Source organism: Streptomyces sp. NPDC058579, assembly GCF_042718575.1.
In the GTDB taxonomy this organism is placed as follows: Bacteria; Actinomycetota; Actinomycetes; order Streptomycetales; family Streptomycetaceae; genus Streptomyces.
Genome location: NZ_JBHXPI010000004.1, coordinates 210,060 through 231,783 on the forward strand (window position 1 = coordinate 210,060; position 21,724 = coordinate 231,783).

Genomic DNA, 21,724 nt, shown 5'->3' on the forward strand with positions numbered 1-21,724 from the left:
TCAGACCTCTCCTCCCAGGTCGACACCCAGGTCGACGTACAGGTGGTCGAGACCGACGTAGCTGAGGTTGGGGCCCCAGACGGCGGCCTCTTCGGACAGCCGGGCGTCCGGGAACCGCGCCGCCAGGCGGCGCAGCAGGACGGCCGCCTCCAGGCGGGCCAGCGGCGCGCCGACGCAGTAGTGCGGGCCGTGGCCGAAGACGAGGTTCCGCTCCCCGTCCGCGAGCGCGGCGGGGGTCGAACCAGGGGCCACGCCAGAGGCCGCGCCGGGCGACTCGGCCGCGACCGCTCCGGTCACCGGACAGACGGCTGCCGGGACTTCCTCCTCGACCTCGTCGAGCGGCCCCTGACCGGTGAGGCTCACAAGGACGAGGTCCCCCTCGCTCAGCCGCGCCCCCGCGAACTCCTGGTCGTACGCGACGACCCGGCCGAGGTGCCGCAGCGGCGGCTTGCGGACGAGCACCGACTCGACGAGGCCGGCGACCGCGCCCGGCTCGTCGCGCTTGACGGTCTCCCAGAGGTCCTGGTCGCCGAGGGCGGTGAGGACCGTGGAGCCGAGCAGCGAGGCCGTGGTCTCCAGGCCGCCGAAGAGGCACATGGCCCAGGTCGCGGTGGTCCGGGCCCGGTCCTCCGGGGTGTCGGTGGGGAAGCCCTCCAGGGCCCGGGCGCCGGCGAGCGCCTCGGCCATCTCCTCCATCACCTTGTGCGCGGCCAGCGCGTGGTCGCGGCGGTACATGGCGCCGATGAACAGCGACAGGGTCCGCGACCAGCGGTGCAGGACGGGCGGGGGCACGTCGACGCCGACGACGTGCGCCATGACCTTGCCCGAGATGCCCTCGGCCACGGCCGGCACGAGGTCCTGCGGGCGGTCGGCGGCGGCCAGTTCGGTCAGGCACTCGTCCGTGATCTCCTCGATGCGCGGCGCGAGGAGGCGCACGTACGAGGCGGAGAGCATCCGCTGGACCGGGCGCCGCAGCGCCATGTGCTCGGGGGCGTCGGCCTGGACGAACCAGAGCCGCAGGAACTCGGTGAGCTCCCGGTACTCGGCGCGGGCCGTGTCCGTCATGTAGAGCTGGAAGGAGCGCTCGAAGGTCCCTGAGGCGAAGCCGGGGTGGTTGAGGACCTGCAGGGCCAGGCGCGGGTCGGCGACGACCCAGCAGTCGAGTCCTTCGTCCCACTCCGGCGCCCGGACGCCGTCCGCGAGGGACGGCGCCGGGACCGGTGCCGCGGTACGGGTCATCAGTCCGCGGCCTTCTCGATGAGGGCACTCAGCCCGGCGGGCGTGGGCGACAGCAGGAAGTCCCGCAGCCGTACGTTCGCGCCCAGCTCCTGCTTGATCTTGCGCATCAGGCGTACGGCGCCGAGGGAGTTGCCGCCGACCATGAAGAAGTCGGTGTCCTCGGTGACCTCGGTGAGGGGGTCGCCGTCGATGACTCCGTCGAACAGTGCGGCGATGCGCTCCAGGTCCACCCCGGCCGGTGCCGGGACGGCGGGCGCCTCCACCGCGGGCACCGGGGCGGCCGACCGCTTCGCCGGGCCCGCCACGGCGGCGAGCGCACGCCGGTCGACCTTGCCGTTGGCGGTCACCGGCAGCCGGTCCACCACGGCCCACAGGTTCGGGACCATGTAGGAGGGCAGGTTCTCCGCGAGCAGTTCGCGCAGGCCCACCGCGTCGACGGCGGCGCCCGGCGCGAGGACCACGGCGGCCACGAGCCGCTTGTCGGCGCCGTCGCCGTCGGTCACGATCACCACGGCGTCCTGCACCTCGGCGTGCGCGGCGAGGACGTCGCTGATGGCACTCAACTCGACCCGGTAGCCGCGCAGTTTGACCTGGTCGTCGGCGCGGCCGAGGAAGCGGACGCGGCCGCTGGTGTCGACGCGTACGAGGTCGCCGGTGCGGTAGAGGCGCTCGGGCACGTCCGGGGAGAGGTTCCCGAAGACGCGGGCGGTCTCCTGCTCGTCGCCGAGGTAGCCGTCGGCGAGGCCGGCGCCGCTGGTGTAGAGCTCGCCGACCGCGCCGGGCGGGAGCTGGCGGCGCCGGGCGTCGAGGACGTACACGCGGGTGCCGGGGACCGGGCGGCCGATGGGCAGCGGGCCGTCGACGTCCTCCACGCGCGCCACCGAGTGGGTGGTGGTGAAGGTGGTGTTCTCGGTCGGACCGTAACCGTTGGTGAGGACGATGCCGGGGTGCCGGGCCAGCAGCCGGGCGGTGTGCTCGTGGGGCACCACGTCGCCGCCGGTGAGGAGCTGGCGCAGGCCGCCCAGGGAGTCCGGGGCGAACTCCTCGACCAGGCGGAAGAGTCCGGCGGTCAGCCAGGCGACGGTGACCCCGCGCTCCTGGAGGAAGGCACCGAGCTCGGTCGGCGAGGCGAGGCCCGCCGGGTGCACTTCGAGGGAGGCGCCGGTGAGCAGGGCGCCCCACAGCTCCAGGGTGGAGGCGTCGAAGGAGAGCGGGGAGAGCCGAAGCATCCGCTCGCCCGCGCCGAGGCGGACGTAACCGGCCTCGTGGACCAGGCGGATGACCGCCCGGTGCGGTACGCACACGCCCTTGGGCTGCCCGGTGGAGCCTGAGGTGAAGGCGACGTACGCGAGGCGCGCCGGGTCGGCGGGCGAGGTGGGCACGGCGTCGGCCGGGCCTGGCCGCCAGTCGGCCTCCCAGGTGGCGACGGCGGGGACGCCCAGGCCGGCGAAGCGCTCGGCGACGGTGGAGTCGACGGGTCCGGTGAGGGCGACGGTCGGCTTCGCCCGCTCCAGGATCTTCGTGACGTGGCTGTCGGGCAGCGCGGGGTCGATGCCGACGTACGCGGCGCCCGCCCAGGCCACACCGAGGACGGCGACGGCCTCGGCGACCGAGCGGTCCACGCCCACCAGGACCCGGTCACCGGGCCGTACACCCGCGGCGAGCAGCAGCCTGGCCTGCTCGGCGGCGGCCGCTTCGAGCTGACCGTACGTCAGGGTGTGGGCGGCGTCGCGGACGGCGACGGCGCCGGGCTCGCGCGCGGCGACCTCGCGGAAGAGGGCGTCGAGGGAGGTGACGGGGAAGTCCCGGCCGCTCTCGTTGATCTCGTCCAGGAGCGCGCGGCTCTCCACGGAGATGCCCCGGACGTCTTCGAGCCGGGCGTCGGGCGCGTCGGCGAGCTGGGCGACGGCGGCGCGGTAGTCGGCGACGAACGCCTCCGCCTCGGCCTGGCGCCAGACGCTCGTCGCGTACTCCAGGTGGCCGGCGTACGACGGGTCGGCGTGGCCGATGAGCATCGTCAGGTCGAACTGCGAGCCGCCGCCGTGGCCCTCCTCGACGCGTACGCGCAGCGGTCCGGCGGTCAGCTCGCGCGGGACGAGCTGGTCGTGCATGCCGAAGCAGACCTGGACGAGCGGGTGGCAGCCGAGGCTGCGCTCGACGCCGAGGCGGGCGACGAGCTCCTCGAAGGGCAGGTCGCCGGCGTCGATGGCGGCGCCGAGCGAACGGTGCACCCCGCGCAGGTAGTCGGCGACGTCGAGGTCGTCGTCCACGTCCACGCGGACCGGTACGAGGTTGCCCGCGACGGCGACGAGCCGGCGCAGTTCGGAGGAGCCGCGGCCCAGCAGCGGTACGCCGACCAGGAGCCGGCGGGCACCGGTGCGGCGGGCCAGGGTGAGGCCGAAGGCGCCGAGCAGGAAGGCGTACGGGGTGATGCCGAGGGCGCGGGCCTGTGCGGCGACCCGCTCGGTGACGCCGGCACCGAGATCGAGGCCGAGGCGGTCGCCCGCGCCGTCCTGGACGGCGGGGCGCTGCTGGTCGGCGGGGAGTTCGAGGACGGACGGCACGCCGTCGAGGTGGGAGCGCCAGAACGCGGCCTGCTCGTCCCAGGCGCCGCGGGCGCGGGCCTCCTCCTGGTGGTGGCGGAGGGCCGCGAGCGGGGTGCCGAGGTCGCGGGGCGCGGCCTGGCCGACCTGGGCGGCCTGGGCGGCGAGTTCGGCGTACGTCTCGAATATCTCGCGCAGCAGGTGTCCGACGGCGTAGCCGTCGAGGACCATGTGGTGCGCGGCGAGGACGAGGGCGCCGCGCTCGTCCTCCGCGGCGGCGGGGGCCCAGTGGCCGAACCGGTAGGCGGGGGCGGCCGCCAGGTCGAAGGGCTCGCGGCCGAGGTCGGCGCCCTCGCGGCGGACCTGGCTCTCGAAGGCCTCCGCCGGACCGACGTAGGTGTGCGCGACGAGCTCGGGGGTGTGCGCGGGCAGGATCTCCTGGACCACGTCGTCGTCGGTCTCGCGGAAGACGGTGCGCAGCCCCTCGTGGCGGGCGACGGTGGCGGCGATGGCCTTGGTGAGGAGGTCGCGGTCGAGCCGGGCGCCCTCGGTGAAGCAGTGGAAGACGAGGTTGTAGGGGGAGCCGCCGGCGACCCGCTCGATCAGCCACATGCCGCGCTGGGCAGGGGTGAGAGCCTGCTCGGCGCTGCCGGTGAGCAGTTCGGCGGGGGCCGTCTCGGCGGGGGCGACGGGCGTGGCGCCGTCGAGCACCTGCCCGAGGGGGGCCTCGCCGAGGAGGTCCATGATGGCGACGCGCAGTCCGAGCTTCTCCTGCAGGACGGCGGCGAGGCGCATGGCGCGCAGCGAGTCGCCGCCGAGGGAGATGAAGCTCTCGTCGCCGAAGGCGTCCGGGCCGTCCGGGAGGTCGAGGACCTCGGCGGCCAGCGTGCGGGCCGTCATCGGGCGGCTCCGGTGGACTGGGTGCGGGCGGCGGCGAGGAGCGCGGCGCGGTCGCCGCCGGCGCCGGGGGCGGCGGCCGGGGCAGCGGCGGCGGCGATCAGCTCGGCCTGGCCCTCGACGGTGGGCTGGCGGAACAGGTCCATGGTGCGGACCTCGCGGCCGGAGACCTGGCCGAGGCGCTCCACGAGGAGGACCAGGAGCAGCGAGTCGCCGCCGGACTCGAAGAAGCTGACGTCGTCGGCGACCTCGTCGGTCTCCAGGACCTCGCGCCAGATGGAACGTACGAGTTCGAGGCGGGCCTCCGGGTCGTCCAGGTCGACGGCCGGGGCGGTGGTGTCGGGGCGTACGGACTCTTCGAGCACGGGATTCTCCGGGAAGGTGGCGAGGTCCGCGGCGCTGCGCCGCAGAGCGTTGAGGAAGTCCTGGACTTCTCCGGTGCCGAACACATGGACCGGGTAGTCGAGGGAGAGCCCGAGCCGCCGTCCGTCGGGCGTGTCCTCGAGACGGACGAACAGGGCCAGGTCGTACTTGATGAACATCGGGTCGAGCGGGCGCAGCCGGCCGGCGGTGCCGGGGACCAGGTCGAGGGAGCGGGGCGCCTCGTCGAGGTTGACCAAGACCGGCGACAGTGGCGGCCACAGGGCGTTGCGGTCGGGGTTGAGGGCGGCGGAGACCGCGTCGAGGGGTACGTCGCTGTCGACGAAGGCCTCCATGCCGCCGATCCGTACGCCGGCGAGCAGGTCGTGCCAGGTGTCCTCGGCCTCGACGGTGGCCCGGAGCACGACGGTCGTCATGAACATCCCGATCACCTCTGCGGTGGCGGGGTCGTCGCGGCCGGGCCAGGCGAAGGCGATGAGGAAGTCCCGCTGGGGCCCGGTGCGGGCGAGGGTCGCGGCGAGCAGCGCGACGCCGACCATGAAGGGCGTACAGCCCTCGCGGGCGGCGACGTCCATGATCCGGGCGGTGGTCGCCGTGTCGAGCGAGGTGGTGACGGTGGCGCCGAGCAGGGACTCCTCGGTGCCGTCGGGTGCGGTACGGGTGAAGGGCAGGCGCACCTCGGCGGGTGCGCCGCGCAGCCGGTCGACGACCTCGGCGACCTGCTCGGCGATCGCGTCCGGGTCGCGTCCGGCGACGACGGAGGCGGGGTGCGGTGGGGTGCTCAGGAGCGGTTCGACCCCGTCGACGGCGGCCCGGTAGAGGCCGACGATGTCGTCGAGGAGCATGCCGCGGGAGACCCCGTCGAAGATGATGTGGTGCACGTTGAGGACGAGGAGGGTGCGCTCGGGCCCGAGGCGCATGACCTCCGCCCGGGCGGGCGCGTCCTTCGCGAGGTCGAACGGCGCGGAGCACAGGGCCCGTACCAGGTTGTCGACCTCCTCCTCGGTCCAGCCCTCGGCCTCCGCGTCGAGGAAGCCGGGCTCGGCCGGCGGGCCTTCGGTCGTGTACTCGACCTGGCGGCGCTTGACGTCGAGCCGGAAGCGGGCGCGGAGCGAGGGGTGCCGGGAGAGGGACCGTCCGACCGCCGAGACCAGCGCCGCGTGGTCCACGGGGCCGGTGAACTCGACGACCGTGGGGACCAGTTGGGTGGGGCGCAGCAGCTCGTCCCGGTCCAGGACCCAGATGCCTTGCTGCACCCTCGTGGCCGGATACCAGACGTGTCCGGTCGGTGACGTACCGTACGGCGCTGCGGGCAGCACGAATGGACCTCCGAATTCCGCGGGGGCGGTGAGTGGGATGGAGCCCGGTGGGGCTGGGTGGAGCCAGGTGGAGCTAGGCGGGGCGGCGTGGAGCCGGCCGTCGGGCCTGGCTCAGCCCCACTGGGAGTCGTCGAGCGGCGCGACGGGGGTCTGCGGCGGGGTCGGGCCCCACTGGGAGTCGGCCTGGACGGTGGAGGCGGGAGCGGTGGTGCTCGTGACGGCCAGTCCCGCGATGGCCGGAATCGTCAGCGCGAGAACGGCGAGAGCTCTGACGGAAGCGTGCTTGAACATCTCTATACCTTGCCTTTTCACTGTGGTCGGAGTGACGGTGCATGGTTTAGACCTGTGTGGTTCCCCGTCCGGAATCATGCGTTGTACTGACGCGCCGGGTCACCCGTGATCGGGGAGGATGATCCTGCAATGCGGAAACCAGCAGGGTGGGGAAATGTGCACGAGAGCGGACATAGGAAGCGAAGATCGCACCGTCGAGATCTGCGCAACCGGACTTCAGTACTACGCCGACGCCTTGGCGAACCGGCCGACGTCGGGCGAATGCCCTCAATGCCTGCTTGACCTGGGACTTGTCCAGCGCGTGCCGGACGGGGAACTCGCCCCGATACCGCCCCGGCTGGCCTCCGGGGCACAGATGGACCGTATGGAACGCGTCATCGAGGAGAAGAAGCACGCCCTCTCGACCATGCGCGCGTCCATCGCCCAGGCGCAGGAGATCTATCTCGACAGTTATGGCCAAGGGGATTCGCATCTGATTCGCGTCGTGCAGGGGGCCGACGCCATCAGCGCGACGCTTTCGGCGGCCGTGCACGCCTGCGAAGAGGAGCTGCTGACGGCGCAGCCGGGCGGGGGCCGGCCGCAGGAACTCCTGGACAAGGCGCTCGCCAGCGATCTGGAGGCGATCGGGCGGGGTGTCGCCCAGCGGACGATCTACCAGCACACGATCCGCTCCCACCAGCCGACGCTCACGTACGTCGAGCACATCGCGCGCGCGGGCGGTGAGGTCCGCACGCTCGACGAGGTCTTCGACCGGCTGATCGTCTGCGACCGGAAGATCGCCTTCATCCCGGACCCCAGCTCGGAGCGGAGCGAGATCGCGCTCGCCGTGGAGCATCCCGGCGTGGTCCGGTACCTGGTGGGCATCTTCGAGCACGCCTGGCAGCGGGCCTCGCCGCTGCGCAACTTCCCCAGCACGCGGCTGCCCCCGCTGCTGACGGACGAGGTGCGGCGGGCGATCCTGCGGCACATGGTGAACGGCTACACGGACGACGCGATCGCGGCCCGCCTCGGCATGAGCACGCGCAGCGTGGCCAACCACATGCGGTGGGCGGCGGAGCTCTTCGGCAGCCGCAGCCGGGCCCAACTGGCCTACCTGATAGCCAAGAGCGGCTTCCTGGACGACGCCCCGGAGTGACGGGACGGCCCCCGGGGGTGGGGTGGGGCCGGGGGGCTGCTGGGGGGGTGGTGCTGGGGCCTGGGGGCGCGGGGGCGCGCGGGGGGATCTTCACGTTCGGCGCGGTGTCATGTACGTTGTGCCATCAGCACCACCCCCGCGCGGTCTTCTCCGGCCGCAGCAGAGCGCAGACCGGCTGGTTCCCCGTCGCGCCACGCAGGACCCTGCCCCGGGTCGTCGATCCGGTGGCCTGTGGTCCGTCTCTCCGCACGCGCCCCGCGCCGTCCTTTCCGTACGCCGCGAGCCCGCGTGTCCTGGCGCGTTCCCACCGCCCGCCCCGGCGAAAGGAAGACGGGTCTTGACCGTCCACGCCACCACACCGTCCGATACACCGTCGCTCGTGCCGCCGCCCGGCTGCCCGATGCACGCGGCCGCCACCGGCCCCGCCGACGCCCTCGACCTGGTCGACCCGAGTCTCTACAGCGACGGCGACCCGCACCCGGTCTGGGCGCGCATGCGCGCGCTCGACACCCTGACCCGCCACGAGGTCGACGCCGACCGCTGGTTCTGGAACGTCGTGCGCTTCGACGACTCCGACCGCGTCCTGCGCGACACCGCGACGTTCACCTCCGAACGCGGCACCATGCTGGACCTGCTGGGCCTCGACGACCCGGCCAGCGGCAAGCAGCTCGCGGCCACCGACCCGCCGCGCCACACCGAGATGCAGGGCCGGCTCAAGAAGGCCCTGGCCATCAAGTCGGTCGACCGGCAGCGGGAGATGATCCGCGACCTGGTCGTACCGCTCATCGAACCGCTCGGCGACGGCGGCACCTTCGACTTCGCGCAGGCCATGCTGGCCATGCCGATGTCGGTCACCGGCACCATGATGGGCCTGCCGACCTCGGACTGGTCCTGGCTCAACCGGCTCACCACCGTGTGCATCGCCGCCGACGACCCCGAGTACCAGGACGCGGGCGGCCGGGACGTCACCCTGAAGGCGGCCCACCGGGACCTGTTCGCCTACTTCCAGGACCTGGTGCGGTTCCGCCGCAACAACCTGGGCGACGACCTGCTGAGCGTCCTGATCTCCACGGAGTTCGAGGGCCGGCACATGGCGCCCGACGAGATCGTCGCCAACTGCTACAGCCTGCTGCTCGGCGCGAACGTCACCACCCCGCACGCGCCGAACTTCGTGATGGCCGAGTTCATCGAGTCCGGCGTGCTCCAGGACTGGGCCGCGCACCCGGAGGCCGACGCCACCGGTCTGGAGGAGTCCCTGCGCTGGGCCTCCCCCGTCAACCACTTCCTGCGGTACGCCACCCGCGACATCGAGATCCGTAACACCCGGATCAAGGCCGGGGACGCGGTCGTCGTCTGGCTCGGCTCCGCCAACCGCGACGACCGGGTCTTCACGCGCGGCAGCGAGTTCGACATCCGGCGCAAGCCCAACAAGCACCTCGCGTTCGGCATCGGCCCGCACTACTGCATCGGCCACAGCGTCGCCCGCGTCACCCTCAAGACGCTGTACGACGAGCTGTTCACGCGCTTCGAGGACTTCCGGCCCGCCGGCACCCCCGAGCGGCTGCGCTCCAACTTCGTCTCCGGCTACAAGCACATCCCGATCACCGCCCGCCCCGCGCGCGGCGGCGACGGCCGGGCGAGGAGGGCGGCGTGACGACGCCGGGCGTGACGAACCCCGGAGCGGCGAACACCGGAGTGGCGAACCCCGGAGTGGCGAACCCCGGCGGCACGACCCCGGCCAGGACGTCCGGCGCGCCGACCGGGACGCGGTGGCTGCGCCGCTTCCACGCCGCCCCGGCCGGCGCCCCGCGCCTCCTCGTCCTCCCGCACGCGGGCGGCAACGCCTCGTACTACTTCCCGTTCTCGGCCGCCCTCGCCGACCACGCCGAGGTACTGGTCGTGCAGTACCCGGGCCGCCAGGAGCGGTTCGGCGAGCCGTGCGTGGAGTCGCTGCACGAGCTGGCCGACCTGGTGACCGCAGAACTGTTCGGCGCCCGGGAGACCTTCCTGGACCGGCCGTTCACGGTCTTCGGGCACAGCATGGGTGCCTCGCTCGCCTTCGAGGTGTCCTGCCGGCTCCGCGACGCGGGCTTCCCGCCCGCCGCGCTCGCCGTCTCCGGCCGGCGCGCGCCGTCGATCGCCGCGCCCGGCGCGGTGCACCTCGCCGACGACGAACGGCTCATCGCGGACATGAAGCTGCTCGGCGGCACGGACGAGCGGATGCTCGACCACCCCGAGCTGCTCGCCGCGATCCTGCCCGCCGTCCGCAGCGACTACGTGGCCACGGAGACGTACCGCTTCCGTGGCGCCACCCCGCTGGACTGCCCCGTCACCGCGCTCATCGGCGACATCGACCCGCGGGTCGACGAGTCGCAGGCACTCGCCTGGCGCGCCCACACCACGGGCGCGTTCCGGCTGCGCTCGTACGCGGGCGGCCACTTCTATCTCGTACCCCACCTGGACGCCATCGTGTCCGAGCTGCTCGCCGATCTCCCGGCCGGCACCACGGACACCGTCAGCACCGGCGCACCCACCCACCCCTGATCCGAAAGGACCGTCCGTCATGAAGTACCGCGTCATCGGAAGTTCGCCCGCAACGCGCCGCGAGGTCAGTGTGCTGAGCCTCGGCGCCATGACCTTCGGCACCACCGTGGACGAGGCGACGTCCTACGCGATCCTCGACCGCTTCGTCGAGGCCGGCGGCACGTTCATCGACACCTCCAACAACTACGCGTTCTGGGTCAACGGCACCCAGGGCGGCGAGAGCGAGGAGCTGGTCGGCCGCTGGCTGAAGAGCCGGGGCATCGGCGACGAGGTCACCATCGCCACCAAGCTGGGCGCCCGCCCCAACCAGCCCACCTCGGGCTTCAGCCTGGACGTCGAGGGCCTCTCCGCCAAGGTCATCCGCGAGTCGTCGGAGCGCAGCCGCGAGCGCCTCGGCATCGAGAAGATCCACCTGCTGTACGCGCACATCATGGACGAGCACACTCCGCTCGAGGAGACCGTCCAGGGCTTCGCCGACGTCGTCGCGGACGGCGTGGCCGGCCTGATCGGCGCCAGCAACCACTGGGCCTGGCGCGTCGAGCGCGCCCGCGCCCTGGCCGCCGCGGCGGGCGTACCCGGCTACGAGGTGCTCCAGCACCACCACAGCTACCTGCGCCAGCGCATGGACGTCCCGAGCCTGCGCTCCCCCGACGGCAACCAGGGCCTGGTCAGCGGCGACCTGCTCAGCTACCTGCGCGCCAACCCCGAGCTCACCCAGGTCTCGTACTCGCCGCTGATCTCGGGCGCGTACGTACGGGACGACAAGCCGCTCGGCGCGGGCTTCGAGCACGCGGGCACCGAGCCGCGGCTCAAGGCGGTCCGCGAGGTGGCGGCGGAGACCGGCGCGACGGTCAACCAGGTGGTGCTCGCCTGGCTGATGGGCGGCGACATCCCGGTCCTGCCGCTGGTCGGCGCCTCGTCGGTGGCCCAGCTGGACGAGAACCTGGGCGCGGTCGACCTCGAACTGACCGAGGAGCAGCGGAAGAAGCTCGACTCCGTCAACTGACGCACTCCCGCCGCGTGCCCCCCGCCTCTTCCGAGCCGCGGGGCACGCGGCCGTCCTACGGCGTCTGCGCGCTGTTGCCCTCGACGGGACGGTCGATCCACTCGTTCCAGCCCAGCGGCCGGTCGTAGCCGGGCCGGCCCACGTTGCCGCTCGTACGGAACGGCTTGCCGTCGTCGTCGATCCGGACCGTACCGCGCTGCTTGCCGCTGGACCAGTCCAGTTCGATGTACCAGGTCACGTCGTGCGCCTGGGCGCGCGCCATCACGTAGAAGACCTCGGGGTCGGTCTCGCTGACCTTGTACGGGAAGTCCCGCTGACCGGCGACGGGGGTGACGTCGGGGCGCGGGGAGTCGAGGTCCACGGCGAAGGACTTGGTCTCCACCAGACCGCCGCAGCCGACGCCCATGCTGTAGTCGTTCCAGGCGAGCGGCGCGCCCTTCCTCTCGACGCGGACGTGGAGGGCGTCCACGACGACGGTCTGCTTCCCGGTGCCCTGCACGGTCAGCGCGAGCATCTGCTCGCCGCTCGCGACCCCACCGAGCGACGCGACCCAGCCGGGCGCCTCCGCCTCGATGGGCGGCGGGGGAACCTGCGCGGGCTCCCGGTCCAGCAGGTAGTGCTGGCTGCACGGGTCATCCCACTTGTACGCGTTGGTGGCGACGGTCGGCGCGGTGGCTTCCGCTTGGCCCCCGCCCGTTCCCGTACCCGCGCCCTTGCCCGTGGCCTTCGACGCCGACGGTGTCGGGCCGGTGCTGCCGCTCTTGCCCGACGCCGACGGGCTCGGGGTCGGGGTGGCGGGCGCGGTCTCCGGGCGCTCGGAGACGGACGAGGAGCCCGCGGCGTCCCGCTTGTCGTCGCCGTCCGCGCCTCTGGGGACGTTCAGCACGAGGGCCACCGAGACGACGGCCGCGACGACGGCGGCACCGGCGATCGCGACGGTACGCCGACGCCACCCGCGCCGGGGGCGGGGCTCGGCATCGGGCGCGGGAGACGGGCCACTGACGACCAGCTCGCCGTCGTCGGACGCGTCCGACTCCGGCTCCGCGTCCGCTTCCACCTCCGCCTGCGGCGCAGGCGCGGGTGCCGGTACGGGTGCCGCCGCAGGTGCCGGTACGGCTTCGGGCGCCGACCCCTTGCGCTGGCGCGTCACGTCCGCGTGCACCCAGAGCCGGTGCAGCTCGACGAGCTCGTCCGGCGTCGCCTTGCAGAGCCGCGCGAAGCGCTCCACGGGCGCGTAGTCCGTCGGCACGGCCTCCCCGGTGACGTACCGATGGAGGGTGGAACCGCTCAGGTGCAGTCGCTTCCCCAGTGAGCCGTAGCTCAGTCCCGACCGCTCCTTGAGCCGACCCAGAAGCGTCGCGAACTCGTCCCCGACCACCGTTTCATCCTCTCCCACATCCCGCCCCCGCATCCCAGGGATCGACATCCCCCCAGGTCAACGGCCTGACTTCGTCCCAGTGTCCCGTACCACCCGGCGGTTGTGGCGGGCGGGACGGATCTTCGCTCAAGCTCTGGTCATCCAAGCACGCCGCAGCGGCCCGGCCGCCGGCCTGCACTCGACCCACGCACATCCAGGGGGACCCCACCATGTCCGGACGCATCACCCGAACCCGCCTGCTCGCCGCGACGACGGTCGCGATCGCCGCGCTCTCGCTGACCGCCTGCGGTGACACCGACGCCTCTTCCGCACGGAGCCACGGCGCCGCCGACTCCGCCTCCGACTCCACCCCCACCTCCACGGTCACCTCCACCCCCACCGCGAGCCCCTCCGCGTCGCAGCCCGCCACGCAGCCGCCGAGCACGAGCCCGACGGCGCAGCCGGCCAAGACCACGGCGAAGAAGTCCGGCACCAAGGAGAGCGGCGGCAAGGGTGACGCGCAGGCCTCCACCGGCGGGGGCGGCGAATCCAGGAACCCGCAGTGCGGCGCCGGCACCACCAAGACCATCGCCACGCCGGTCTCCCGCCCGCTGAACCACCTCCTGATCACCGTCACCAACACCGGCAAGAAGTACTGCGACCTCCTCGGCTACCCGGTCGCCCGCTTCGGCGAGGCCCAGTCCGTGCCCCCGGTGGACGAGTCCACCCACCCGCAGGCGGTCGTCACCCTCGCCCCGGGCGAGTCCGCCTACGCGGGCGTCCGGCTGTCGGCCGCGGACGGCGGCGGTCTCCACGGCTACACGGCCAAGAGCCTGACGGTCGGCTTCAAGAACGGCACGTTCGCGAAGCCTTCGCTCCCCGGGAAGGGCGTGTACGTCGACTCCACGCTCCAGGTGACGTACTGGCAGCAGCAGATGGGCGACGCCCTCAACTGACGGCCGGAGCCGGCAGGACGATCGAGGTGCAGAGCAGTCCGTCGCGTACGCTCCAGCGTCCGGGCAGGCTGCGCCCCGTCGGCCAGGGGCCCTCGACGAGGAGTTCGGCCAGGAAGCCGCCCGAGGTGCCGGTCCGGCTGTCGCCCGTGACGTCCAGCGTGAGGGTCGCCTCCTCGAAGGTGAGGAAGCGTTCGGTCAGCGGGAACCACGCCTTGTAGACGGACTCCTTCGCGCTGAAGAGCAGCCGGTCCCAGCACACGCCGGTGTTCACGCGCGCCAGCGCCTGGACGGCCGCGGACTCCCGCGGGAGAGCGATGGCCTCCAGGACACCGTCCGGCAGGGGTTCGTTCGGCTCGGCGTCGATGCCGATGGTGAGGGCCTCGTCCGCGCGGGCCACCGCCGCGGCGCGGTAGCCGACGCAGTGCGTCATGCTGCCGACGACGCCCGCCGGCCACCGCGGCGCCCCGCGCTGCCCCGGCAGGATCGGTACGGAGGGGATGCCGAGCCCGGCCAGCGCCTTGCGGGCGCAGGCTCGGGTGGTGGTGAACTCCCGCCGCCGGGTGTCGACGGCGAGGGCGATGTGCTGTTCCTCCTCCGGGTGGAGCGGCGCGTGCGGGAGGTCGGTACGGGTGTCCGCGTACCGGACGCCGGCCGGGAGTATGTCGCCGATCATCCGCGCGGCTCGTCCTGGAGGACCGGGCGCAGCAGTGTCTTCGGCAGCCCTCTCTTGCCCCACTCGCGCGGATAGCCGAGCGAGACCTCCTTGAACGGCACGCCGTCGTAGGTGGTGTCGCGGGGGATGTGCAGGTGTCCGTAGATCGCGGCGGCGGTACGGAACCTCCGGTGCCAGTCGGCGGTCAGCACGGTGCCGCACCACTGGGCGAACTCGGGGAACCACAGCACCGACGTGGGCTCCTGGACGAGCGGGAAGTGGTTCACCAGGACCAGGGGGATCTCCGGGTCGCAGGCGGCGAGCCGCTCCTCGGTGGCGCTGACGCGGGCGCGGCACCAGGCCTCGCGGCTCGGGTACGGGTCCGGGTGCAGCAGGAACTCGTCGCTGCAGACGACGCCGGCGTCGTAAGCGCGGGCCAGGGCCTGTTCCTGGCTGAGTCCGGGCGCGCGGAAGGTGTAGTCGTACAGCAGGAAGAGCGGGGCGACCGTCACCGGTCCGTCGGCTCCGCGCCAGACCGGGTAGGGGTCCTCGGGGGTGTGCACGCCCAGGGTCCGGCAGAACGCGACCAGATGGTCGTAGCGGGCCTGCCCGCGCAGTTGGACCGGGTCCGACGGGTGGGTCCACAGTTCATGGTTCCCCGGCGCCCACACCACCTCGGCGAATCGGCCGCGCAGCAGCGTCAGGGCCCACTCGATGTCCGTGGTCAGTTCGCCGATGTCGCCGGCGATGAGCAGCCAGTCGCCGTCGGTCTCCGGCTTCATCGTCTCGACGATGCGCCGGTTCTCGGCGTGGGAGACGTGCAGGTCGCTCACGGCGAGCAGCCGGCCGGTCTTTCGCTCGGTCATGGGTCTCACACCTGTGCTTCCGCGCGCGGGGCGAGCACCTTCGGTGCCCCTTGTTTCCAGAGAAAGGACACGTGAATTGAGGCGCTCTCGATGAGCCGGTGCGAAATTCGCGATACTGCGTGGAGCGGCGCCGATACGCCGACTAAATGCCCCCGCCCAGCCACAACGCATCCCCAGAACGTCGTCGAAAAGAACAGAATTCCAGCAATTCCCCCGTCAAGCCGACTCAAGCTATACCAGTGGACGATCCACTCGCAAGGCATCCATCGGTAACCCGCAGGTGGGGGCCGTGCCGGGGCCGGCCGACGTCTCCGACCCCGGCCCGGCCCCGGCCTCAGGCGCTCAACGCGCCCGCGCGGCCTCGCTACTCGACCTTGGCGCTCTCGATGATCACGGGCTCGACCGGGACGTCCTGGAAGCCGTCGCGGCGGCCGGTGCGAACCGCGGCGATCCTGTCGACCACGTCGAGCCCCTCGACGACCTTGCCGAACACCGCGTAGCCCCAGCCCCGCGGGGACGGCGCGGTGTGGTTGAGCGAGTCGTTCTTCGCGGTGTTGATGAAGAACTGCGCCGACGCCGAGTGCGGGTCGGAGGTACGGGCCATGGCCACGGTGTAGCGGGCGTTGACCAGCCCGTTGTTCGCCTCGTTCTCGACCGGCGCGTGGGTGGGCTTCTGCGTCATGTCCTCCAGGAAGCCACCGCCCTGGATCATGAACGTCTGGATGACGCGGTGAAAGACGGTGTTGTCGTAGTGCCCCTCGTTGACATACGTCAAGAAGTTCTCGACCGTCTTGGGTGCCTTCTCGGCGTCGAGCTTGAGCTTGATCACACCGAAGTTGGTGGTGAGCACGACCTGGGTCATCGTGACTTTCCTCCGCGAACTGTAGAACTGTCGAACCGTCAATAAATCGGCCTCACCCTATAGGACCTGGTTCTTCGTCTTCGCCTTCTCGAAGGTGCGGGCGAACGAATCGTTGCCGTACCCCTCGGCGACCAGTTCGTCGGCGGCCTGCTTGACCGGCTCGAGCCAGGACGCGTCGACGCCCAGCTCCTTGCTCGCCTGGAGGATGTGGCCGAGCGCGAGCCGGTTGGTGCTGACGTTGGAGATCTCGGTCGCGTAGTCGCCCTCGTCGATGACGCGCGCCTGGTCCTGGTTCGCGATGGCGGCCCAGGCGGCCGTCGACCGGGCGTCGTCGGGCGTGCCGGTGGTCAGATTGATGAGGGTCTTGCCCCCCAGCTGCGCGGCCAGCGGCTCGATCAGGCCACGCGTGACCTCATACGTCGACACGCACACGATGACGACCTCACTGGCGGCGACCGCGTCGCCGACGGAACCGGCGAGCGTCGCGCCCTCGGAGACGAGCGCGTCGGCCTTGCCGGCGGGCCGGTTCCACACGGTGGTCGGGTGACCGTTGCCGAGCAGAGTCGCAGCTTACAAATTGGTAAGTGGGCGGCCGGGGAGGGAAATCCGAAATTCAGTCACAGCAGCAGCCACAACTGTCGGGCGCGGCCGCCGCAACCGGGACTGGCACCAGAACCGGAACCGGCTGACGCACATACGGGACTCCCCTACCGACCTCGCGAAGCGCGACGTGGGCGGGCAGATGCCTCCGACGTCCGGCGCGGATGCCGTTGCCGATGACGAGGACTTCGGCGAGTTCGTGACTGGCGACCACGGTGGCAAGGCCCAGGACGCCGGTGGCGGCCAGCGGGACGAGCGCGACGAGGATGCCGCCGGACATCACCAGGTTCTGGGTGAACACCCGGCGGGCGGCGCGGGTGTGGGCGATCGCGTCGGGCAGGCGGCGCAGGTCCTCGCCCATGAGCGCGATGTCGGCGGCTTCGACGGCGACGTCGCTGCCCATGGCGCCCATCGCGATGCCCGCGTCGGCGGTGGCCAGGGCGGGGGCGTCGTTGATGCCGTCACCGACCATCGCCACCGGGCCGTGGGCGGCCCGGAGTTCGGTGACGATACGGGCCTTGTCCTGCGGGAGGAGTTCGGCGCGTACGTCGTCGATGCCGGCGGCCGCGCCGATGGCGGCGGCGGTACGGGCGTTGTCGCCGGTGAGCATGACGACCCGGATGCCCTGGCCGCGCAGGGCCTTGACGGCTTCGGCGGCCTCGGGGCGTATCTCGTCGCGTACGGCGACGGCGCCGAGCAGGACGCGGTCGTGCTCGACCAGGACGACGGTGGCGCCGGCGTCCTGGAGCCGCAGGACGTCGTCGGCCAGCGGGCCGGCCTCGACGAAGCCGGGCTTGCCGAGGCGCGCCGTGCCGCCGTCGACGGTTCCGGTGAGGCCGTTTCCGGGGACGGCTTCAACCTCCTCTCCCGGGGTGAGGTCCCGCGCGTCGACCTCGGCGAGGATCGCGGCGGCGAGCGGGTGTTCGCTGCGGGCTTCCAGCGTGGCGGCCACCGCGAGCACCCGCGCACGGTCCGTGCCGGCCACGGGTACGACGTCGATGACCACGGGTTCGTTACGGGTGAGGGTGCCGGTCTTGTCGAGGGCGACCACCTTCACCTTGCCCAGGGCCTCCACCGCGGCACCGCCCTTGACCAGGACGCCCGCCTTGGAGGCCGTACCTATCGCGGCGACGACCGCCACGGGCACGGACAGCGCGAAGGCGCACGGGGCGGCGGCGACGAGGACGACCAGGGAGCGTTCGATCCACACGGCGGGGTCGCCGAGGAGGCTGCCCACGGCCGCGATCAGGGCGGCGAGCACGAGGACGCCGGGGACGAGGGGCCTGGCGAACTTCTGCGCGAGGCGCTGGCTGGCGCCCTTGCGTTCCTGGGCCTCGTGGACGATGTGGACGAGGCGGGCGAGGGAGTTGTCCCGCGCGGTCGCGGTGACGGTGAGCTCCAGGGCGCCGGAGCCGTTGACGCAGCCGGCGAACACCTCGGCGCCGGGGCCGGCTTCGACGGGCACGGACTCGCCGGTGACCACGGACATGTCCAGCGCGCTGCGGCCGGAGGCGATGACGCCGTCGGTGGCGATCCGCTCACCGGGCTTGACCAACAGGACGTCGCCGACCCTGAGTTCGGCAGCCGCCACCTCGGTCTCCGTACCCCCGCGACGGACGGTGGCGGTGGGCGGGACCAGGTCGAGCAGGGCGCGCAGGCCGTGCTGGGTACGGGCGACCGCGTACCCTTCGAGGCCCTCGGCGACGGAGAACAGGAAGGCCAGGGTGGCGGCCTCCCCGTACTCGCCGAGCGCGACGGCGCCGACGGCGGCGATGGTCATCAGCAGCCCGACGCCGAGTCGCCCCTTGAGCAGGCCGCGCACGGTGCCGGGGACGAAGGTCGCCGCGCCGACGAGCAGCGCCGCCCAGGTGGCGCCGGTGTCCCAGGGGCCGGGCAGCAGGAGGGAGGCCAGGAGCAGGAGTCCGGATGCGGCGGCCGCTTGGAGTTCGCGTACCTGCCATATCGCGGCGGGGGCGGGGGCCGTTCCCGGACCGGGGGTGTCGGTGGCGCAGCACGCGTCAGCCATGAACGTCCCCCTCCTCGGCGCAGTCGTCGCCCTCGGAGTCGACGAGCAGGACCAGGGAGGCCAGTTCGGCCAGGGCGTGGGCGAGCTTGGGGTCGGCCAGTTCGTAGCGGACCCGCCGGCCTACGGGGACGGTGCGCACGAGACCGCAGCCGCGCAGACAGGACAGATGGTTCGACACGTTCCCGCGGGTCATGCCCAGGGCGTCGGCGAGATCCGACGGGTAGGCGGGCGCTTCCAGCAGGGCGAGCAGCAGCCTGCGCCGGTTCTCGTCGGCCAGTGCGGTACCGACCCGGGCCAGCGCGGCGGCGTCGACGGCGACGGCGACGGGCCCGCAGGTGTGAGTAACGTCCATGAGGCACGACAGTACAGCCAAACCTGAATCAAGCACAGCCTGAACTCAAGGATGGTGGGCACGCCTCCGGGACACAGCAGGCCACCTGCGAGGATGAGGGCCGAGCGGCCGACCGCCCACCGGGGCCGGGGCCGGGGCCGGGGCGACGAGAAAGAGCAGGGCGACGTGGAGCACCGGGAGTCCAAGGGCCTGGTCGAGCGGATGGACGACCACCAGGTCGCGATCTACCTGGCGGCGATGGCGGCGGGCGGCCTCCTCGGCTGGCTCGCCCCGGCCGCCGGTCCGGGCCTGGAACACGCCATCAACCCGGTTCTCGGGGCGCTCCTCTTCGTGACCTTCCTCCAGGTGCCGGCGGCCGAGCTGTTCCGCTCGCTGCGCGACGGGCGCTTCCTGGCCGCGGCCCTGGTCGTGAACTTCGTCGTCGTCCCGCTAATGGTCGCGGCGATGTTCACGTTCCTCCCGGCCGACCAGGCGGTCCGCCTCGGCGTCCTGCTCGTGCTGCTGTGCCCGTGCGTCGACTACGTGATCGTCTTCTCGGGCCTGGCCGGAGGCTCCAGCCGCCGTCTGCTGGCCGCCACTCCACTGCTCCTGGTGGCACAGATGGCGCTGCTCCCGGGCTTCCTCTACCTCTTCATGGGCCCCGACCTGGCCGACATCGTCGAGCCGGGCCCGTTCCTCGAAGCGTTCCTGGCCCTGATCGTCATCCCGCTGGCCCTGGCCTGGGCCCTACAGGCCTGGGCGGCCCGCCGCCCGACGGGCCAAAAGGTGTCCGCCGCGGCGACCACGACAATGGTCCCGCTGATGGCGGCGACCCTCCTCACGGTGGTCGCCTCACAGGTCCCCAAGCTCGGCGACAGCCTCACGGACGTCGCCGCCGTGATCCCCTTCTACGCGGCGTTCCTGGTGGTCATGGCCTTCGCGGGCAAGGCCGTCGCCCACCTCTTCCACCTCGACACCGGCGCCGCCCGCGCGATCGTCTTCACCGGCGCGACCCGCAACTCCCTGGTAGTCCTCCCCCTGGCCCTGGCCCTCCCGGACACCCTCGCCGTAGCGGCCGTGGTCGTAGTCACGCAAACCCTCGTGGAGGTCCTGGGCATGGTCACGTACGTCCGCCTGATCCCCCACCTGATCCCGACCCAGCCCCGGAGGTAGGTCATCTTCTTACTGATCGTCGCCTGTGACGTCCTGTTCTGGTTACTGCTGTTCAGCGGACTGGCGGCCCGCTACATCGCCGGGTGGCGAAGGCTGGGCGGCGCGCTGCTGCTGTGTGTCCCGCTGCTCGACGTCGTCCTGCTCGTGGCGACCGTCATCAGCGTGCGGGGCGGCGCCGAGCCGGACATCTGGCACGGCCTGTCCGCCGCGTACCTCGGCCTCACGGTCGTCTACGGCCACAGCACGCTGCGCTGGGCAGACCAGAAGTTCGCGAAGCGCTTCGGCGAAACACCCGCCGGCCCCACCCCCGAACCGCTCTACGGCCGCCAGGCGATCGCCGCGGCCTGGCGATCCTGGCTCCGCTTCCTCCTGGCGTACACCCTCAGCGTCAGCCTGACCGCCGCCCTGGTCGCCCTGACCGGCGACAGCCAGGACAGCGGGCCCCTGCTGGTATGGCTGAACCCACTGACCAAGATCCTCATCTACTCCTTGATCTGGCCGGTCATCACCACCCTCCGCCCGGGGAGGCCGCCTCAGCCACAACCGGATTCGGCCGGTTCCTGAGGGGCGCCGGACGATTGTGCGGGGCGGGACGCCACCTCGTTGGAGTTGCTCGGCCGTGCGTGCGGGGTGGGGCGGTTGGGGGCGGGGGTTGGGGCCACGCGGGTTGCCCCCTCCCCCAGCACACAGAAGAGATGCCGCCTGACCGGCTGAGCCGAGCTGAGAGCCTCTCAGCTCGGACCGGGGGGCGGGGTATCAGGCGCTGAGCCAGTCCTGGTACCGGTTGGTGGCCAGCCGGGCATCGGCGCCGGGGACGAGGGCGTCGCCCTGGACGGCGGCGAAGAGTCCGGCCTGGTCGTCCACGACCACGGGACGCTCGTCGCCCCGCGCGGCCAGGGTGATCCGGCCGATCTCGTCGAGCGTGAACCGGTCGGGACCCGCGACCTCCAGGATGCCGCCGAGCGGCGAGCCGGTGGCCACGTCCGCGAGCGCGTCGACCACGTCGGCGCTGGCGATGGGCTGCACCGGCGTGGCGGGCAGCCGCACGGCGGTGTCGTCCGAGGTCCACGACATGGTCGGCTCCATGAACTCGTAGAACTGCGTGGCGCGCACGATCGAGTAGGGCGTGGAGCCGCCGCGCAGCAGCTCCTCCTGGAGCAGCTTGGCGCGGTAGTAGTCCAGCTGCGGCACCTCGTCGACCCCGACGATCGAGAGAACGACCTGATGGCGCACGCCCGCGCGCACGCCCGCGGCGAGCAGGTTGCCCACCGTGGCGCGGAAGAAGTCGAGCGACGCCTCGTCGAACGTGGGCGAGTTGGTCACGTTGACGACCGTGTCGGCGCCGGCGAGCGCCTTGTCGAGACCCTCACCCGTGAGCAGGTCGACGCCGGACGACAGCGACGCGGCCGTGACCTCGTGGCCCTGGGCGGTGAGCTTGGCGGCGAGCTGGGAGCCGATGAGCCCCGTTCCGATGACGGTGATCTTCACGATGTTCCTTCCGTCTGCGACTAACTCGGACAACTTCTATCCGAGATGATACTCGGAT

The 21,724-nt window shown here is 72.3% G+C and carries 19 protein-coding genes; 7 read left to right on the plus strand and 12 right to left on the minus strand.

All coding sequences use genetic code 11. The features are described 5' to 3' along the window. From ACFWRO_RS07970 to ACFWRO_RS07985, 4 genes are all read right to left on the minus strand, one after another. On the minus strand, positions 1-1,239 hold the full coding sequence (locus ACFWRO_RS07970) for a cytochrome P450 (RefSeq protein WP_384505900.1): 1,239 nt from the start codon (positions 1,237-1,239) through the stop codon (positions 1-3). Continuing rightward, positions 1,239-4,682 carry an amino acid adenylation domain-containing protein gene (locus tag ACFWRO_RS07975; RefSeq protein WP_384505903.1) on the minus strand — a complete coding sequence of 1,148 codons (3,444 nt, stop codon included), beginning with the start codon at positions 4,680-4,682 and terminating at the stop codon, positions 1,239-1,241. The genes ACFWRO_RS07970 and ACFWRO_RS07975 overlap by 1 nt, the downstream gene beginning before the upstream one ends. Further along, the gene (locus ACFWRO_RS07980; protein ID WP_384505905.1) at positions 4,679-6,379 is read right to left on the minus strand and encodes a condensation domain-containing protein; all 1,701 of its coding nucleotides are present in this window, start codon (positions 6,377-6,379) and stop codon (positions 4,679-4,681) included. The genes ACFWRO_RS07975 and ACFWRO_RS07980 overlap by 4 nt, the downstream gene beginning before the upstream one ends. Positions 6,380-6,490: 111 nt before the next feature. Beyond that, positions 6,491-6,670: a hypothetical protein gene (locus ACFWRO_RS07985; RefSeq protein ID WP_384505908.1), complete on the minus strand. Its 180-nt coding sequence runs from the start codon at positions 6,668-6,670 to the stop codon at positions 6,491-6,493. A gap of 355 nt (positions 6,671-7,025) precedes the next feature. On the opposite strand from ACFWRO_RS07985, the gene ACFWRO_RS07990 reads away from it, so the two are divergent. The 4 genes from ACFWRO_RS07990 to ACFWRO_RS08005 all read left to right on the plus strand — a co-directional run bounded on the left by ACFWRO_RS07990 (position 7,026) and on the right by ACFWRO_RS08005 (position 11,355). Beyond that, a complete protein-coding gene (locus ACFWRO_RS07990) occupies positions 7,026-7,805 on the plus strand; it encodes a LuxR C-terminal-related transcriptional regulator (RefSeq protein WP_384505911.1) in 780 nt (259 codons plus the stop codon). A 337-nt stretch (positions 7,806-8,142) separates the two neighbouring features. Further along, positions 8,143-9,459, plus strand: a complete 1,317-nt coding sequence (locus ACFWRO_RS07995) for a cytochrome P450 (protein ID WP_384505914.1) — start codon at positions 8,143-8,145, stop codon at positions 9,457-9,459. Between the two features lie 56 nt (positions 9,460-9,515). Then, on the plus strand, positions 9,516-10,349 hold the full coding sequence (locus ACFWRO_RS08000) for a thioesterase II family protein (RefSeq protein ID WP_384506330.1): 834 nt from the start codon (positions 9,516-9,518) through the stop codon (positions 10,347-10,349). 19 nt (positions 10,350-10,368) lie between these two features. Beyond that, entirely contained in the window at positions 10,369-11,355 is a 987-nt protein-coding gene (locus ACFWRO_RS08005; RefSeq protein WP_384505916.1) for an aldo/keto reductase, read from the plus strand. 55 nt (positions 11,356-11,410) lie between these two features. On the opposite strand, the gene ACFWRO_RS08010 is transcribed toward ACFWRO_RS08005, so the two are convergent. Further along, positions 11,411-12,733 (minus strand): helix-turn-helix domain-containing protein, encoded by a 1,323-nt coding sequence (locus ACFWRO_RS08010; RefSeq protein WP_384505919.1) that lies wholly within the window; start codon positions 12,731-12,733, stop codon positions 11,411-11,413. Positions 12,734-12,942: 209 nt separating this feature from the next. On the opposite strand from ACFWRO_RS08010, the gene ACFWRO_RS08015 reads away from it, so the two are divergent. Continuing rightward, positions 12,943-13,668 carry a DUF4232 domain-containing protein gene (locus tag ACFWRO_RS08015; RefSeq protein ID WP_384505922.1) on the plus strand — a complete coding sequence of 242 codons (726 nt, stop codon included), beginning with the start codon at positions 12,943-12,945 and terminating at the stop codon, positions 13,666-13,668. On the opposite strand, the gene ACFWRO_RS08020 is transcribed toward ACFWRO_RS08015, so the two are convergent. The 6 genes from ACFWRO_RS08020 to ACFWRO_RS08045 all read right to left on the minus strand — a co-directional run bounded on the left by ACFWRO_RS08020 (position 13,661) and on the right by ACFWRO_RS08045 (position 19,026). Beyond that, on the minus strand, positions 13,661-14,341 hold the full coding sequence (locus ACFWRO_RS08020) for a 4'-phosphopantetheinyl transferase (RefSeq protein WP_384505925.1): 681 nt from the start codon (positions 14,339-14,341) through the stop codon (positions 13,661-13,663). The two genes, ACFWRO_RS08015 and ACFWRO_RS08020, sit on opposite strands and share 8 nt — an antisense overlap. Then, positions 14,338-15,186, minus strand: a complete 849-nt coding sequence (locus ACFWRO_RS08025; protein ID WP_384505929.1) for a metallophosphoesterase family protein — start codon at positions 15,184-15,186, stop codon at positions 14,338-14,340. The genes ACFWRO_RS08020 and ACFWRO_RS08025 overlap by 4 nt, the downstream gene beginning before the upstream one ends. Positions 15,187-15,550: 364 nt before the next feature. Beyond that, positions 15,551-16,048, minus strand: a complete 498-nt coding sequence (locus ACFWRO_RS08030; protein WP_384505933.1) for a peptidylprolyl isomerase — start codon at positions 16,046-16,048, stop codon at positions 15,551-15,553. Between the two features lie 57 nt (positions 16,049-16,105). Beyond that, positions 16,106-16,609 carry an NAD(P)-binding domain-containing protein gene (locus ACFWRO_RS08035; RefSeq protein ID WP_384506333.1) on the minus strand — a complete coding sequence of 168 codons (504 nt, stop codon included), beginning with the start codon at positions 16,607-16,609 and terminating at the stop codon, positions 16,106-16,108. Between the two features lie 52 nt (positions 16,610-16,661). After that, entirely contained in the window at positions 16,662-18,674 is a 2,013-nt protein-coding gene (locus ACFWRO_RS08040; protein WP_384505936.1) for a heavy metal translocating P-type ATPase, read from the minus strand. Next, the gene (locus tag ACFWRO_RS08045; RefSeq protein ID WP_384505939.1) at positions 18,667-19,026 is read right to left on the minus strand and encodes a winged helix-turn-helix domain-containing protein; all 360 of its coding nucleotides are present in this window, start codon (positions 19,024-19,026) and stop codon (positions 18,667-18,669) included. Before ACFWRO_RS08045 ends, ACFWRO_RS08040 begins: the two co-directional genes overlap by 8 nt. A gap of 201 nt (positions 19,027-19,227) precedes the next feature. Here ACFWRO_RS08045 and ACFWRO_RS08050 point away from each other — a divergent pair, with 201 nt between their 5' ends. Both ACFWRO_RS08050 and ACFWRO_RS08055 read left to right on the plus strand, forming a co-directional pair. Beyond that, positions 19,228-20,178 carry an arsenic resistance protein gene (locus tag ACFWRO_RS08050; RefSeq protein WP_384506336.1) on the plus strand — a complete coding sequence of 317 codons (951 nt, stop codon included), beginning with the start codon at positions 19,228-19,230 and terminating at the stop codon, positions 20,176-20,178. A 144-nt stretch (positions 20,179-20,322) separates the two neighbouring features. After that, positions 20,323-20,742 carry a hypothetical protein gene (locus tag ACFWRO_RS08055; RefSeq protein ID WP_384505942.1) on the plus strand — a complete coding sequence of 140 codons (420 nt, stop codon included), beginning with the start codon at positions 20,323-20,325 and terminating at the stop codon, positions 20,740-20,742. A 192-nt stretch (positions 20,743-20,934) separates the two neighbouring features. Here the strand turns inward: ACFWRO_RS08055 and ACFWRO_RS08060 are convergent, their stop codons facing one another. Continuing rightward, positions 20,935-21,666, minus strand: a complete 732-nt coding sequence (locus ACFWRO_RS08060; protein WP_384505945.1) for an SDR family oxidoreductase — start codon at positions 21,664-21,666, stop codon at positions 20,935-20,937. Positions 21,667-21,724 lie beyond the last annotated feature (58 nt).

Bases quoted from the DNA above. Each gene is read 5' to 3' on its own strand.
- ACFWRO_RS08025 (WP_384505929.1), bottom strand. From the start codon at position 15,186: ATGACCGAGCGAAAGACCGGCCGGCTGCTCGCCGTGAGCGACCTGCAC.
- ACFWRO_RS07970 (WP_384505900.1), bottom strand. From the start codon at position 1,239: ATGACCCGTACCGCGGCACCGGTCCCGGCGCCGTCCCTCGCGGACGGC.
- ACFWRO_RS08040 (WP_384505936.1), bottom strand. From the start codon at position 18,674: ATGGCTGACGCGTGCTGCGCCACCGACACCCCCGGTCCGGGAACGGCC.
- ACFWRO_RS08045 (WP_384505939.1), bottom strand. From the start codon at position 19,026: ATGGACGTTACTCACACCTGCGGGCCCGTCGCCGTCGCCGTCGACGCC.
- ACFWRO_RS08050 (WP_384506336.1), top strand. From the start codon at position 19,228: ATGGACGACCACCAGGTCGCGATCTACCTGGCGGCGATGGCGGCGGGC.
- ACFWRO_RS07975 (WP_384505903.1), bottom strand. From the start codon at position 4,682: ATGACGGCCCGCACGCTGGCCGCCGAGGTCCTCGACCTCCCGGACGGC.
- ACFWRO_RS08030 (WP_384505933.1), bottom strand. From the start codon at position 16,048: ATGACCCAGGTCGTGCTCACCACCAACTTCGGTGTGATCAAGCTCAAG.
- ACFWRO_RS08020 (WP_384505925.1), bottom strand. From the start codon at position 14,341: ATGATCGGCGACATACTCCCGGCCGGCGTCCGGTACGCGGACACCCGT.
- ACFWRO_RS07990 (WP_384505911.1), top strand. From the start codon at position 7,026: ATGGACCGTATGGAACGCGTCATCGAGGAGAAGAAGCACGCCCTCTCG.
- ACFWRO_RS07985 (WP_384505908.1), bottom strand. From the start codon at position 6,670: ATGTTCAAGCACGCTTCCGTCAGAGCTCTCGCCGTTCTCGCGCTGACG.
- ACFWRO_RS08015 (WP_384505922.1), top strand. From the start codon at position 12,943: ATGTCCGGACGCATCACCCGAACCCGCCTGCTCGCCGCGACGACGGTC.
- ACFWRO_RS08005 (WP_384505916.1), top strand. From the start codon at position 10,369: ATGAAGTACCGCGTCATCGGAAGTTCGCCCGCAACGCGCCGCGAGGTC.